Origin of the sequence: Agrobacterium sp. SUL3, assembly GCF_001263295.1 — a bacterium.
GTDB lineage: Bacteria > Pseudomonadota > Alphaproteobacteria > Rhizobiales > Rhizobiaceae > Agrobacterium > Agrobacterium tomkonis.
This window is the reverse complement of sequence record NZ_KQ414501.1, coordinates 339,400-354,554: the sequence shown is the minus strand read 5'-3', so window position 1 is coordinate 354,554 and position 15,155 is coordinate 339,400. Positions and strand designations below refer to the sequence as shown.

The window sequence follows — 15,155 nt, the reverse complement described above, 5'->3', positions numbered from 1 at the left end:
CACCCGGCCACCGGATCATCTAGACACCGCGCAAACCAACACCCCGGGGCTTGCCCCGACAGGTCATAGAAGTTTTATATGGAACAAAGCCTTACGCGTTATATCTGGTCGCACACGAGGCGGCAGCAGCTTTTCATTCTGCTGATCGTGGCCCTGTCCATGATCCCCTACTTCCTCGCCTTCGATCTGCCCAAGCAGATCGTCAACGGCCCCATTCAGGGAGACGGTTTCGAAGGGGCGAATGCAACGCAGCTTTTCATGCATCTCACGGTCGATATTCCCTATTGGGGCACCGTGACTTTGTTCCCCGGGCTTGAACTCAACCGCATGTCGATGCTGATGGCGCTCAGCCTCACATTCCTTGCGCTTGTCGTCATCAACGGGCTTTTCAAATATTACATCAATACGTTCAAAGGCCGCCTTGGCGAACGGCTTCTCCGGCGTGTCCGCTTTGAACTGATCGACAGGATCCTGCGGTTCCCACCCAGCCATTTCAAGCGGGTCAAAGGCGCTGAGATATCCAGCATGGTGAAGGACGAGGTCGAGCCGCTGGGCGGTTTTACCGGCGACGCCTTCGTGCAGCCGGCGCTTCTCGGCGGTCAGGCGCTCTCCGCTCTCTTCTTCATCCTCGTGCAGAATTTCTGGCTGGGACTGATCGCTGCTTTCATGGCCGCCATTCAGGTCGGCATCATCCCCAAGATGCGCCGCCGCCTCATTGAACTCGGTCGCCAGCGGCAGCTGAGCGCCCGCCAGCTTGCCGGACGTATTGGCGAAATGGTCGACGGCATAGGCACCATCCACGCTTATGATACGTCCAATTTCGAGCGTGCCGATGCCTCCCACCGGCTCGGCGACATCTTCAAGATCCGTTATGATCTCTATCAGTGGAAGTTTCTGGTCAAATTCATCAATAACTTTCTCGCGCAGCTCACGCCCTTCTTCTTTTATGCGCTTGGCGGTTATCTCACCCTCAAGGGCAGCCTTGATGTTGGCCAGCTCGTCGCCGTCATCAACGCTTATAAGGAATTGCCCGGACCGCTGAAGGAGCTGATCGATTGGGATCAGGCACGTCAGGATGTCCAGGTGAAATACGAGCAGGTCTTCGAACAGTTCAATGCCCCGAACATGATTGAAGAGAACGTGCAGAAACTGTCGCCGGGAACCGTCGCAGCCATCACCGCACCGATCGTCATCACCAATCTGACGCTGGAAGACGATAGTGGCAGCCGGCTTCTGGAGCAGGCATCGCTGAAGATCGAGCCGGGTGAAGTCATCGCCATCGTCGGCGGTGCGGGAGGCGAGGCGCTTGCGGATGCGATCGGCCGTACACTCTGGCCGGCCTCCGGCAAGATCAGCATCAACGATGTCGACATATTGGAATTGCCTGAATCACTGACGGGACGGCGCATCTCCTATGTCTCGTCGGACAGCTATTTTTTCCACGCCAGCCTGATGGACAATCTGCTTTATGGCCTGAAACACGCCCCGCTCGCAGATAAGAACTACGAGGGTGCGGCTCTGGAACACCGCAAATGGGAAATTCGCGAAGCCAAGATGGCGGGCAATCCGCTGATCGACATAAACAGCGAATGGATCGACTACGCTTCCAGCCCGGCCGGTGACGGCAAACCGGAAAATCTCATTCGGGCAATCCTGGCCGTCCTCGACAGCGTGGAACTGTCGCAGGATATCCTCGAATTTGCACTGCGCTCGTCGATCGACCCTCTGACCGACCTGCATCTTGCCGCCCGCATCGTTGAACTGCGGCATGTCCTGCGCGCTGAACTGGAAAAGGAGAACCTGAGCGGCCTCATCGCGCCCTTCGAGCTTGAGAGCTACAACAGCGAAGCGACGGTCGGCGAAAACCTGCTGTTCGGCACCATGCGGGACTCTTCCCAGACGATCCGGACCATCATCGAAAGCGATTATTTCCGCTCGCTGATGCGCGAGACCGGTCTTGTCAAAACCCTGTTTGAAATGGGTTACACGATTGCCGAAAACATCGTCGAAATCTTCGCCGACCTGCCGGGAGACCACCCATTCTTCCAGCAGCTGACATTCATGACGCCCGATGACATTCCGGTCTATCAGCAGATGTTGCAGCGCCTGCAGGGCCGCGGTTTCGATGATGCCAATGAGAGCGAAAAACGCGCGATGCTGCGGCTGAGCTTCTTTTACATCGAGCCCCGGCAGCGTTTCGGCCTGTTGTCGCCGGAAATCATGAACCGGATCGTCGAGGTCCGGCACATGTTCCATGAAAACCTGCCCGACAGCCTGAAAAACGTCATCGAAATATATGATCCGACGAAATATATGAGCGCCACCAGCCTGCTGGATAATATCCTCTTCGGCAAGGTCAGCCATCGTTATACCGATGCCTCGCGGCGCATCACCCGCATCGTCGCCGATGTCATGCGCAAGCAGGGCGTCTACGAGCGTGTTCTGGCAGTCGGCCTCGATTTCAACCTTGGTGCCGGTGGCAAGCGGCTTGGCCCGCTCCAGCGCCAGAAGCTCAATCTTGCCCGCGCGCTGATCCGCAAATCCGATTATTACGTCTTTAATCGCCCCCTTCCCGGCCTTGACCCCCGACAACAGGAGGAAATTGTCGAACGGGTCATCACACTCCTGAAACAGAACAACAATAACCCGTCAATCATATGGGTTCTGTCGAATGCAACGCTCTCGCGCATGTTCGGCCGGGTCATATTCGTCCATCAGGGACTAATCACCGCCGACGGAAGTTACGAGACTCTGGCGCAGGAAAACGGTACATTCAAGGACATGGTCGCAACATAAGTCCAAGAACGTGGCCGAGGTGGAACAAGAATAGGGTAAGGCAATGCTCTTCAAAGACGAAATTCAAATGCTGAAACGCGTCCCGTTTTTTTCGGAAATGGAACCGTCGAAGCTCAAACTACTCGCTTTTGCATCGGACCGGGTGTCCTATCATACGGGTGACGTGCTATTCCGGCAGGGGGATGTCGGCGATGCGGCCTATGTGGTTCTGACCGGCAAAGTGGATGTTCTGGTCGACTCCCCGTCAGGCACATTGAAGGTGGCGGAAATGACCGGCAACGCCATTGTCGGCGAAATCGCCATCCTCTGTGACAGCGTCAGAACCGCGACCGTGCGCGCCTCCACCAATGTCGAAGCCCTGCGGATCGGCAAGGAACAGTTCTTCAAGCTCATGTCCGATTTCCCTGACATCACCATAAAAGTCATGCGCGTTCTTGCCGAACGCCTCACCCAGACGACGACGGAACTCAGCAAGGCGCGCGCAAGCGCCAGAACATGAGCGGCAATTCCTTGCTACCCCAACGGGCGATATTAGAAAAATAAATGTCGCACCATTGCAATATAAATGAAATGCTGACTGAATAAGAGGTAAAGGCATCCGCCAAAAAAGGCGGATATAAAATCTGTAGAGACAACGGGCTTCATGGGAGGAAAGCGTGCAAGATTCCGTTGTTATTGGGGTGTGTCATGGCGTTCGATTCCGACACAGCAAGTCGGGAAAGTAATAGAAATTTTCGGGTAAAGATCTGGGGCGCGCGGGGAACGCTTCCTGTTTCAGGTGAAAACTTCCGAAAATATGGCGGCAATACCATCTGCATCGAGGTACGATGCGGAGATCATGTTCTTTTGTTCGATGCAGGGTCCGGGCTTCATCCCGCCGGTCTTGCATTGCGGGCGGAAGGCATTACCGACGTTGATCTGTTCTTCTCGCACTGCCATTACGATCACATTGTCGGCTTCCCCTACTTCAAGCCATTTTACAACAGCTGCAACGACGTCGCTATTTGGTCTGGTCACCTGGCCGGCATTATGACAACGCGGGAAATGCTCAAGGATTTCATGAGCCCACCCTGGTTCCCCGTGCCGCTGGAGGTTTGCTGCGCAAGGATGGCGACGCGGGACTTCATGCCCGGCGACACGCTCAACCCGCGCCCCGGCCTTTCAATCAGAACAGGAATGCTCAATCATCCCGGTAATGCCATCGGATACAGGCTGGACTGGGAAGGAAAGTCCCTCGCCATCATCACCGATACCGAACATGAGCCGGGCAGCATCGACGAAACCGTGCTCGATCTGATCAGGGACGTCGATCTTTTCCTCTACGACGCCATGTTCACCGACGACGAAATGGGCCTTTATCGCGGTTATGGCCATTCGTCCTGGCAACAGGCGATTCGTCTCGCCAAGCTGGCCGACGCAAAAAATGTCGGCTTCATCCACCATGCCCCAAGCCGCAGCGACGAAGAACTGGACAGTATCGAAAAACAGGCAAAAGCCGAGTTCGGCGGCGCATTCGCTGCCATGGACGGCCAGATAATCGAACTCTGATCGCGGTCACCGCAACCTCTTGGTCGCGGCGACGGTTTTGGGGTGCCTGGCAACGTCCCCAAGTCGCGATTGCGATCGTGCCTCCAGAAAATTTCCAGTAAAAATGCGCAGCAGTTTTATGTCCGGAAAATGCGTAAAAACAAAGAGCGAGAGCACACCGGGCGATTCCTTTTAAACAGGCCGTGCGCTGGCGACATTCGAACACGCACAATTGACCGTTACCAGCCTTTTGCTCCACGATATTGCCACGAGATTCCCTGCACTAAGAACGTCACGGCTTATTAAATGATGATTCTGCTCTGAGCGACCATATGATGGGATTTGCATGATCCGTTTCTTTTCGGAGACCAACTTGAGGCAGGCCCGGATTTTATCCGGTCTCATCATATTTGCTTTTGTATTTTCCCATCTTTTCAATCACTCCCTTGCACTCATCTCAATCGACACCGCCGAACGGGCGCGCAAATGGTTCAGCCTGATCTGGCTCAACCCCATCAGCAGCCTGCTTTTTTATGGTTCGGTTCTGGTGCATGTCTGTCTTGTTCTGCGCTCGCTTTATCTGCGCAGAACATTGCGCATGCCGTTGCGCGAAGCGCTTCAGGTCATTTTCGGCCTGTCGATCCCGTTTCTGATCATCGGCCACGCCGTCAATATCCGCGTGTCGCACATGCTGTATGGCATCGATGTTGGCTACTACTCTGTCATCCGCAGGCTGTGGATCAACAATCCGATACAGGGCGCATGGCAAAGCCTCGCCTTGGTGGTGATCTGGGTCCACGGATGCATCGGCCTGTATTTCTGGCTGCGTTACCGCGACTGGTATCCGCGAATAGCCGGGTTATTCATGACGGTGGTGGTGATGCTGCCGCTTCTGGCGCTGCTGGGCTTCAGCGATGCCGGTCGATGGCTGGCGGAGATCGACGAAAAATACGCGCTTCCTCCGGGACTCGTCGACAATACCATTCAAAAAGATGAATTACCGCTGCAACGGGAAATGGAGACGCAGATCCGGCTCATCACCGGGACGGTGGAAACGTCGTTTATCGGCGCGGTAATGCTGGTTTTCGTCCTGCGCGGCGTGCGCAGCTGGCGGCAACGGTTGACGGCCATCGAAATCCGTTACGAACATGGCGCGCAGGCGCGTGTGCCGGCCGGCCTCAGCATTCTGGAGGCCAGCCGGCTTGCGGGCATACCACATTATTCCGTCTGCGGCGGCAAAGGGCGCTGCTCAACCTGTCGGGTCAAGATTCTGAATAGCAAAGGCCCACTTCCGCCGCCCGGAGACATAGAGCAAACCACATTGCGGCGCATCCATGCCGATTCGGATGTGCGGCTCGGCTGTCAGCTGCGCCCCACAAGCGATCTTGGTATCGCGCTTCTCGTTTCGCCGCCTCAGCAGAGCGACCTGCCGGTTGATGCGCAGCTGGCCCGCCCCGGCCGGGAAGAGGAAATCGCCATCCTCTTTTGCGATCTGCGTAACTTCACCACGCTGTCCGAGGCGAAGCTGCCTTATGATGTCGTCTTCCTCCTCAACCGTTATTTCACCATAGTCGGTCAGGCCGTCGAGCACGCGGGCGGGCATCTCGACAAGTTCATCGGCGATGGCGCCATGGCCCTTTTTGGACTTGGAGAGGATGAGGAACACGCCTGCCGCAGTGCCATGAAGGCGGCTGCCACCATATTGCGCGATATCGCAATCTTAAACGAGGGGTTGGAGAAACAATTCGCCGTCCGCCTGGAAGTCGTGGTCGGCATTCACGCCGGCCCGAGCATCGTCGGCGTCATGGGATACGGCGCCGCAAAAACCCTGACGGCTATCGGCGACACCGTCAATGTGGCAAGCCGGCTCGAATCCAAGGCCAAGGAATTCGGCGCAGCCATCGTTGTTTCCGAACCAGCGCTAACGCAGGCAGGGCAGGATACCGCCGACCTTCGCAGTGAGCAGATCACCATCCGCGGACGGAACTCGCAGATGAAAGTTTTCCTGCTTTCGAAGGAAGAGAGCGAACGTTATCTATAGGACAAGGCCGGGGCCCTTGCTGTTTACCTGCGCGGGTTCAAATCTTGCGATAGAGAAAATAGCGGTCCGTCGGCACGCTTTTCGGCACCGGCAGCGGATTGAGCAGGGGATGATCCAGCGGCAGACCGCTGACGGCGATGCCGCCTTTCGCCAGCACGCCGGCGGCAAGATCCGGCAACCACGTCAGTGTAACCGCATCCTTTTCCGGATAACCCGTGCCGATATCGGCATGAACCATCGCCGCATCCGCACCGATGAAGGCGGGCGCGGTCTCAGAAATTTCACCAATAACAAGATCCTCCGCCGCCGGAACGGAGGAGGCATGAGCACCCATGGCCCTGTCGAAGGCGATGATACGACGGCTGGGAAACAGTTCGCGCAGGTGATTGAAAGTGCGTCCGTTTCCCAGGCCAATTTCCATCAGCGCACCCTCTTCCGGCAGGTCGAGATCGGCTGCGAGATGGTTGAGAATATCCCGCTGCGCGGTCAACCGGCGAATAAAACTGTCCAGTCTGCTCATGGTCCGTCCGTATCAGGCCTTGATGATGTGTTTTGCGGCAATATCTCGCCGCGCAAAGACATTTCGCGTGTCGATGATCAGCGGCGCCCATTCGCCGAGTGCGGCATAATCAACATTGTCATGGTCGGTGGCCACGAGAACGGCGTCGAAAGCGCCGATCGTCTGCCTGTCCCATGACACCGATTTCATGCCCATCAGATGGCTGTATTCGCGGGTTTTCGGAATTTCCGCCACATGCGGATCATAATAGGCCGCTTCACCACCGCGCTCTTGGATAAGTTCGATGAGCTTCAGCGAGGGGCTTTCGCGAATATCGGGAACATTCTTTTTGTAGGCGAGGCCGACGACCAGAACCTTCGAACGGCTGAGCGCCTTGCCGGAGTGAATATCGAGCGCTTCCGCAACCCGCCCGACGACGTGGCGTGGCATGCCGGTGTTGATTTCCCCGGCAAGCTCGATGAACCGCGTCGGCAATTCATATTCGCGTGATTTCCAGGTGAGGTAGAACGGATCGATCGGTATGCAGTGGCCGCCGAGGCCCGGACCAGGATAAAACGGCATGAAACCGAAAGGCTTGGTTTTCGCCGCGTCGATCACTTCCCATATGTCGATGCCCATGGCCTCGTAGACGACCTTGAGTTCATTGACGAGCGCGATATTGACGGCACGGAAGACGTTTTCGGTGATTTTCACCGCCTCAGCCGTAGCGTTTGTCGAAACGGGCACGATCTTTTTGACAACCGAACCATAAAACGCGGCCATCAGTTTTCCAGCCGCTTCGCCATCGCCGGCAACGACCTTCGGAATGGTCGAAGTCTCGAAATCGCGATTGCCGGGATCTTCCCGCTCGGGCGAAAAGCCGATGAAGAAATCAACGCCGGAAACAAGCCCGCTGCTCTCCAGAATGGTCTTCACCACCCCGTCGGTCGTGCCGGGATAGGTGGTCGATTCCAGAACCACGAGCTGCCCCTTGCGCAGATGCGCGGCAATATCCCGACAGGTCTTTTCGACATAGGAAAGGTCAGGCTCGCGATATTTCGTAAGCGGCGTCGGCACGCAGATGGCAATCACATCACATTCGGCCAGTCGGGTGAAATCTGCGGTCGCGACGAAACCGTCGTCCTGCCTGACACTTGCCAGCACCTCATCGGATACCGCCTCGATATAGCTGCGGCCCGCATCGATCGCGGTAATTTTACCGGGGTCGATATCGAAGCCGACGACCCTGAACCCGGCCTTGGCAACCGTCATGGCCAGCGGCAAGCCGACATAGCCGAGGCCGATCACGCCCGCCTTGGCGGTTTTGTTTTCGATGCTGGAAAGCAGGTTCTGGGAAACGTCAGAAGAATTCAAAGCGTGTCACGCTCCGCGCATGTGCAAAAGATGCCTTTCAGTTGGGCAAGAATGGCCGGGCTGTCAAGGCTCGGCCCTTTCAAATTCCGGTTGACGCAGGAACCGCCGCCAACGCACAACCATCGGCATGAAGATCGCTTTTTATTCGCCGCTCAAATCGCCCAACCATCCCGTTCCTTCCGGAGACCGGTTGATGGGGCGCCTGCTGATGCAGGCGATGATGATGGGCGGCCACACGGTCTTCGTTGCTTCCGAACTGCGCAGCTTTTTGAAACAGGCGGGTGATCCGGCACGAACCTCGCTTGCCGATGCGGCCGAGCGTGAAATCGAGACGATGACCAAGCGCTGGGAACAGGAAGGCGCGCCGGACCTCTGGTTCTGTTACCACCCTTATTACAAGGCCCCGGATTTACTCGGGCCGGAACTCACCAGCCGTTTCGATATTGCCTACGTCACCGCCGAGGCCTCCTATTCGCCAAAGCGCAATGCCATGGGCTGGCAGGCGATACAGGATGAATTGCTGGCCGCATTGAACGCGGCCGCGGTCAATATCTGCTTCACCGCACGGGATCGCGAAGGGCTTTTGCGCGCTTCCCCAACCCTGCACTCTGCAATGTTGCCGCCCTTTATCGATACCGAAAAGTTTCTTGCGAATGCCCCAGACCCGACACCGGCAAAGCTCATCACCGTCGCCATGATGCGGGCGGGCGACAAGCTGAACAGCTATCGCGCGCTTTCTGAAGCACTCGCTTTGTTACCGAAGAATCTCGACTGGACGCTGGATATCATCGGTGACGGGCCGGAACGCGGCGCTGTAGAGGCCATGTTCAGCGCATTTCCCGACAACCGTCTTGTCTGGCACGGAGAAACAACCGCAACCGAGATCGCCGCGCTTCTTTCCAAAGCATCCCTCTATGTCTGGCCCGGCCATGGCGAGGCTTATGGTCTTGCCTATCTTGAGGCACAGGCCGCCGGCCTGCCGGTGGTGGCCGAAAAAGTGGCCGGTGTTCCCGAAGTGGTAAAATCCGGCATCACAGGATTACTGACACCGGAAAATGATACAGCCGCCTATGCCGACGCAATCAAAACCCTGCTGGGCAATGACAGGCAGCGCGAAGAACTGGCAAAAGCGGCCCGCCATTTCGTCGTCAATGAACGATCTCTGGAAAACGCCGCAACAACGCTGGACCATATCCTGCTGCAAGCAAAGGCGCGAAGATCATGAGTGTAGAAAAACTGGTTGCAGCACTGGATGAATGCAGCCGGCGCGGCATGACCGCCGATCTCTGGCTCCGGGACGACGATGCCGTGGAGCCGACATCCGCGCTCGATACGCTGCTTGATCTTTGCCGCGGCTTTTCCGTGCCGGTCACCCTCGCGGTCATTCCCGAAATGACGACGGACAGGCTCGCGCAATATCTGGATGCGTCAGATATTGCCCATGTGGCCGTGCATGGCTGGTCGCACACAAATTATGCCGGGAACGGTGAGAAGAAACAGGAACTTGGCGCGCACCGGGAGCTTTCCCTTGTTCTCGACGAATTGCAATCCGGACTAGATAAACTCCACGACCTGCATGGCACACGTTTCGTGCCGATGCTCGTGCCGCCATGGAACCGCGTGGATGGCATTGTCATCGAGGGATTGGCGGGTCTCGGATATCGCGCCCTGTCCGTTTTCGGCCCGGAGAAAAACACCCTGCCGCCGCGTCTGAACACCCATGTCGACGTGATCGACTGGCACGGCAGCCGAGGCGGCCGCGACGACGACATCCTTTTCGCCGAAACCGCTGCCCGCATCCTGAAGACTGCCGAAGACGGCGGCACCACCGGCATCCTCACCCATCATCTCGTGCACGACGAGAATGTCTGGCGTTTTCTTCGTCGGCTTTTCGAAGCAACCAAAAATCATCCCGCTGCTCGATGGCGCTCTTCCAGAGACCTCGTTGACGAAATCTCACCATGATTTCCAGGCGATCAGCAGACCATTCGCCTCGGTGAGCTCCTGCCGAAGCGCTTCGACCGCCGCAAATGGCGTGCGATCGGCAAGAGACGCAGCAACGAACGCCGCCGGTGCGAGGCTGATACTCCCCTCGCGGGCGATGACAGTAAAAATCAGCGGTCCGGTGGACCACCAGGCCGGCGCACGTGGCATCTCCTTGACGATACCGGGAAACGCCTCCAGCATCCTGCGAAAAACGGGATGACGCGCCGGGGCGGCGATAAAGGAATTGGCAAGCAACATGCTGCCCTGCCCCGTATCACGCGGCGTTTTTTCGTCGAATGCCGTCAGCCCCACCAGAGGCAGGAATGCATCGAAACTCACGTCCTCCCGCGCCGGATACCAGTCGCAGTCTAGATAGATGCCGCCAAACCGTTCCAGTACAATATAACGGGCCACATCCACCGCGCCCGGATAATCTCCCTGATCCAGCATGGTCTTGAAGACGGCGTCTGCAAACACGCCTTCCCGCTCAAGATCGGCCTCCCGCCAGAGACGGTAGCCATAGCCGTGCCTTGCGGCATGAGCGGCCCAGGCTTCCACCGATACCGGCGGGGCTTTTTGCCCGATCCATATCTGGTGGATGAACCGAGGCACATTTTCCCTGCTTTTGAGATTGAGCGTGTGGCGCTCTTCCGGCGAAAACTGTGCATATTTTGCCAGCACATGAGGCGGCGGCACCAGCGTATATTGGTAACCGATTTTGGCAACCATATCGCCTTCCGCCTTGGCTAGGCGCAATCGCGCCGCGTGCAGCCGGCGTGGCAGGCCAAGCACCGTCCGCTCGCCCATCAGGTGCCCATCTTTTTTTGCAACCAGAGATAGGAGAAGCACGTGCGCTTCCGCATATTGGCCGTCATTTTGCAACTGCCGGGCTTTCTCCAGCTGCGCGTCATAATATTTCTTGTCGGACATGGATCCTCATCCAGAAACACTCGTTAACATATCGCCAAACAAGAGCCGTCAGGCAAGCCATTGCGTTTCAGAAGCCGGCTTTGAATTTGCTGCACAATTCGATGTTTCAGAAGCATAGACAGACAACAAACCCTGCGATAACGTGCCTTTAAGCCCTCCTGAGCAAATTGTCACAAGGCAACGATAAAGAGACGGCAAGGAACCCTTTGGCATGAGCGCAGGCGCAGATTTGCTCCGTATTGAAAATCTGCGGGTCTCGTTTTCTCTTATGGGCGGCACCATTGATGCCGTGAGGGGCACCAGCCTTCGTATCCTTCCCGGAAAAGTCACGGCACTTGTGGGAGAATCCGGCTCGGGCAAATCCGTCATCGGCCAGACCATCATGGGCATCCATCCCAAAACGGCGCGGGTGAACGGCCGGGTGCTCTTCACCGATCCGGAAAATGCTGCGGCCGGCCCCGTCGATCTGCTGCAATTGCCGAAAGACGGCCGGGAAATCCGCTCGATACGCGGAAACCGCATCGGGCTGATTTTTCAGGAGCCCATGACCTCCTTTTCGCCGCTGCACACGGTCGGTAATCAGATCGATGAGGCGCTGCGCATCCACAGCATTCTGTCACCGGCGGAACGCGCGGAAAAAATGTATGAAACGCTCGACCTCGTAGGGTTTTCCAAACCCAAGAAGGTCGTAAACATGTATCCCTTCGAATTATCCGGCGGCATGCGCCAGCGCGCCATGATCGCCATGGCGCTGATCTGTCGTCCGGCGCTGCTGATCGCCGATGAGCCGACGACGGCGCTCGACGTGACCATCCAGGCGCAAATCCTCAAGCTGCTGCGTGATCTCCAGAGCCGGCTGAACATGAGCATGTTGCTCATCACCCACGATCTCGGCGTGGTGGCAAACATCGCCGACGAAGTTGCCGTGATCTATCAGGGCGAGATCATGGAAGCCGGAACGGTCGACGAGATTTTCAAGTCGCCAAGCCATCCCTATCTCAAGGGCCTGATGGCCGCCGTGCCGCATTTTGACATGAAGCCCGGTGAGAGGCTGAAGGCGCTGCGTGAAATCAAGGTTGATCACGAAAGCCTTGTCGGCAAAAAAACCGCTGCGGTGAACAAGACCCCCGGCCCGCTTTTGACTGTTGATAACATCAGCAAGACCTTCACGACCCGCAAGTCCAGCTGGTTCCGCAAAGGCGACGCCAACGCCACCAAAGCCGTCAACAGCGTCAGTTTCGAAATCCGCCGTGGCGAATGCCTCGGGCTGGTGGGCGAGAGCGGCAGCGGCAAGACCACCGTCAGCAAGATCCTCATGCGCGCCGTCCGTCCGGATGAAGGCTCCGTCACCTTCCACCGTCCGCAGGGCGATATCGACGTCCTCAATGCCAGGGACGGCGACCTCAAGGAGCTGCGCTCGAAAATACAGATGGTCTTTCAGGACCCCATCTCCTCACTGTCTCCGCGCATGACGGTCGGCAACATCTTAAGCGAGCCGCTGGAAATCCACGGGCGGGGTGATGCGAAATACCGCGCCGAAAAAGTCCGCAATCTCGTCAAGGCCATCGGCCTTGGAGAAAGCGCGCTGAACCGCTATCCCCACAGCTTCTCCGGCGGCCAGAGGCAGCGCATTGGCATTGCGAGAGCACTGGCGCTCGGGCCCGAACTGCTGATCTGTGACGAACCCGTTTCCGCACTCGATGTCTCGGTTCAGGCACAGATCCTCAACCTGCTCAAGGATTTGCAGAAAGACCTCGGCCTCACCTACCTCTTCATCTCGCACAATCTGGCGGTGGTGGATTATATGGCCGACCGCGTGGCCGTGATGTGCGAAGGCCGCATCGTTGAGTTGGCACCACGGGAAATCATGATGCGCTCCCCCGTGCATCCCTACACGAAATCGCTGCTGGCGGCCGTTCCCTTTCCCGACCTCGACCGTCCGCTCGATTTCCGTACCATTGGGAAAATCAGCGCGACGGGCAAATTCGACTGGGGCAAACAGTTCCGTGACGAGGGTGATGGCGACATGATTTCCGCCGATCTGGGCGACGGCCACTTCGTTCTCGCAAACGGCAACGTTGATATCCGGGAGCTTCGCCCTTGATCACGCGCCGCACCACTCTCGCCCTGCTGGCCTCCGTCTTCCTGCCGGCCTATGCGCGCGCCGCCTATACCGACCCCGATTATTTCAAAGAAAAGCGGGAAAAGGGCGAGTTGCCCGACGTTGCGGAACGCCTGCCGAAAAACCCCCGCGTCATGAATATGAAATCGCTCGGCCGCGAGCCGGGAAAACATGGCGGCTCCGTGCGCATGCTCATCGGCGGCCAACGCGATATCAGGCTGATGCCTATCAGCAATTATGCCCGGCTGGTCGGTTATGACGAAAAATTCGAGCTGCACCCGGACATTCTGGAAAGCTACGACGTTCAGGAAGAACGCATCTTCACCTTCAAGCTGCGCGAGGGCCACAAATGGTCCGATGGCAGCGACTTTACCTCGGAGGATTTCCGCTATTTCTGGGAGGATGTCGCTCTCAATAAGGAAATCCATAAGGGCGGTCCGCCGATCGAACTTCTGGTCAACAACAATCCGCCCCTGATCGAAGTCGTCGACCAGATGACCGTGCGTTACACCTGGGAAGGTCCGAACCCGGATTTTCTGGCGAAACTTGCAGCTGCCTCGCCGGCGAGACTGTTCCTGCCCGCCGCTTATATGAAGCAGTTCCACATCAAATATCAGACTGCCGAAAATCTCGCCAAACTCATCAAGAAGAACAAGGCGGATGACTGGAGCGGTCTGCATATCAAGATGTCGCGGCAGGTGCGTCCGGAAAACCCCGCTTTGCCAACGCTGGACGCATGGCGCAACACGACCTCGCCACCGGCCGAACAGTTCGTGTTCGAGCGCAACCCCTATTACCATCGCGTCGATGAAAACGGCCTGCAGTTGCCCTATCTCGATCGCTTCCTGCTGAACGTCACCTCATCCGACATCATCTCGGCCAAAACGGCATCCGGCGACAGCGATCTGCAATATTTCGGCCTCGATTTCGCCGACTACACCTTCCTGAAGGATGCCGAAAAGCGCTTCCCCCTGAAGGTCAACCTTTACAAGCGCTCGCAAGGATCGCGCGTTGCGCTTCTGCCGAACCTCAATTGCGCCGACCCGGCATGGCGGGGTTATTTCCAGGATGTGCGGGTGCGCCGTGCACTGTCCCTTGCGATCAACCGGCACGAAATCAACATGGTCTGTTTTTACGGGCTGGCGAAGGAAAGCGCCGACACGGTTCTGCCGGAAAGCCCGCTCTACCGGCCGGAATTTGCCGAAGCCTGGAGCGCCTTCGACCGCGCGGCAGCCAACAGGCTGCTCGATGAAGTGGGTCTCGACAAGCGCGACAATGCCGGCATAAGGCTCCTGCCCGATGGCCGCCCGGCCTATATCATCGTTGAGACGACAGGCGAAAGCACGCTCGAGACAGACGTCATGGAGCTGGTGACGGATCATTGGCGGCATATCGGCGTTGCAGTTTCGGTCCGCCCCACCCAGCGCGATGTCTTCCGCAAGCGCGCCATGGGCGGTGAGGTGATGATGTCGGTATGGATGGGCATGGACAATGGTGTGCCGACCCCGGACATGCTGCCTTCCGGCCTTGCGCCCACCGGTGACGACCAGTTGCAATGGCCGGTCTGGGGCATCCATTATCTTTCCGGCGGCCGCGAAGGCAAGGAGCCCGATTTGCCGGAGGCCGCACATCTGCTCGGCCTGCTGAAAAAATGGCGCCGAAGCGTCACCGAGGAAGAGCGCGAGGCCATCTGGCTGGAAATGCTGGGCATCTATACGCAGCAGGTATTTTCCATCGGCATCGTCAACGGCGCGCTTCAACCTGTCGTCCATGTCAAACGGATGCGAAACGTGCCGGAAAAGGCGCTTTTTGGTTATGAGCCCACATCGTATCTCGGCGTCTACCTGCCGGATGCCTTCTGGTACGACGGGGACGCCTGA

Annotated in this window: 11 protein-coding genes; 8 read left to right on the top strand and 3 right to left on the bottom strand. The window is 57.5% G+C overall.

Features of this window, described 5'->3' with window-relative positions:
- The first annotated feature begins 78 nt into the window (after nt 1-78).
- The 4 genes from AKG12_RS10980 to AKG12_RS10965 all read left to right on the top strand — a co-directional run bounded on the left by AKG12_RS10980 (nt 79) and on the right by AKG12_RS10965 (nt 6,364).
- On the top strand, nt 79-2,796 hold the full coding sequence (locus AKG12_RS10980; RefSeq protein WP_052818785.1) for an ABC transporter ATP-binding protein: 2,718 nt from the start codon (nt 79-81) through the stop codon (nt 2,794-2,796).
- Between the two features lie 43 nt (nt 2,797-2,839).
- A complete protein-coding gene (locus tag AKG12_RS10975) occupies nt 2,840-3,295 on the top strand; it encodes a cyclic nucleotide-binding domain-containing protein (RefSeq protein ID WP_046799488.1) in 456 nt (151 codons plus the stop codon).
- A 188-nt stretch (nt 3,296-3,483) separates the two neighbouring features.
- On the top strand, nt 3,484-4,344 hold the full coding sequence (locus tag AKG12_RS10970; RefSeq protein ID WP_080841843.1) for an MBL fold metallo-hydrolase: 861 nt from the start codon (nt 3,484-3,486) through the stop codon (nt 4,342-4,344).
- A 325-nt stretch (nt 4,345-4,669) separates the two neighbouring features.
- Nucleotides 4,670-6,364 (top strand): adenylate/guanylate cyclase domain-containing protein, encoded by a 1,695-nt coding sequence (locus AKG12_RS10965; protein ID WP_052818784.1) that lies wholly within the window; start codon nt 4,670-4,672, stop codon nt 6,362-6,364.
- A gap of 37 nt (nt 6,365-6,401) precedes the next feature.
- On the opposite strand, the gene AKG12_RS10960 is transcribed toward AKG12_RS10965, so the two are convergent.
- Together AKG12_RS10960 and AKG12_RS10955 are read right to left on the bottom strand one after the other, a co-directional pair.
- Nucleotides 6,402-6,884 (bottom strand): class I SAM-dependent methyltransferase, encoded by a 483-nt coding sequence (locus tag AKG12_RS10960; RefSeq protein ID WP_046799491.1) that lies wholly within the window; start codon nt 6,882-6,884, stop codon nt 6,402-6,404.
- A gap of 12 nt (nt 6,885-6,896) precedes the next feature.
- Nucleotides 6,897-8,237 (bottom strand): nucleotide sugar dehydrogenase, encoded by a 1,341-nt coding sequence (locus AKG12_RS10955; protein WP_052818783.1) that lies wholly within the window; start codon nt 8,235-8,237, stop codon nt 6,897-6,899.
- Nucleotides 8,238-8,364: 127 nt separating this feature from the next.
- Here AKG12_RS10955 and AKG12_RS10950 point away from each other — a divergent pair, with 127 nt between their 5' ends.
- Both AKG12_RS10950 and AKG12_RS10945 read left to right on the top strand, forming a co-directional pair.
- Nucleotides 8,365-9,462 (top strand): glycosyltransferase family 4 protein, encoded by a 1,098-nt coding sequence (locus tag AKG12_RS10950; RefSeq protein ID WP_052818782.1) that lies wholly within the window; start codon nt 8,365-8,367, stop codon nt 9,460-9,462.
- Nucleotides 9,459-10,202 (top strand): polysaccharide deacetylase family protein, encoded by a 744-nt coding sequence (locus AKG12_RS10945; protein WP_052818781.1) that lies wholly within the window; start codon nt 9,459-9,461, stop codon nt 10,200-10,202. Before AKG12_RS10950 ends, AKG12_RS10945 begins: the two co-directional genes overlap by 4 nt.
- On the opposite strand, the gene AKG12_RS10940 is transcribed toward AKG12_RS10945, so the two are convergent.
- Complete coding sequence (locus AKG12_RS10940; RefSeq protein ID WP_052818780.1) at nt 10,194-11,153, bottom strand: glycosyltransferase family 32 protein; 960 nt, start codon at nt 11,151-11,153, stop codon at nt 10,194-10,196. The genes AKG12_RS10945 and AKG12_RS10940 overlap by 9 nt on opposite strands.
- 211 nt (nt 11,154-11,364) lie before the next feature.
- On the opposite strand from AKG12_RS10940, the gene AKG12_RS10935 reads away from it, so the two are divergent.
- Together AKG12_RS10935 and AKG12_RS10930 are read left to right on the top strand one after the other, a co-directional pair.
- Nucleotides 11,365-13,257: an ABC transporter ATP-binding protein gene (locus AKG12_RS10935; RefSeq protein WP_046799496.1), complete on the top strand. Its 1,893-nt coding sequence runs from the start codon at nt 11,365-11,367 to the stop codon at nt 13,255-13,257.
- Complete coding sequence (locus AKG12_RS10930; protein WP_046799497.1) at nt 13,254-15,155, top strand: ABC transporter substrate-binding protein; 1,902 nt, start codon at nt 13,254-13,256, stop codon at nt 15,153-15,155. The genes AKG12_RS10935 and AKG12_RS10930 overlap by 4 nt, the downstream gene beginning before the upstream one ends.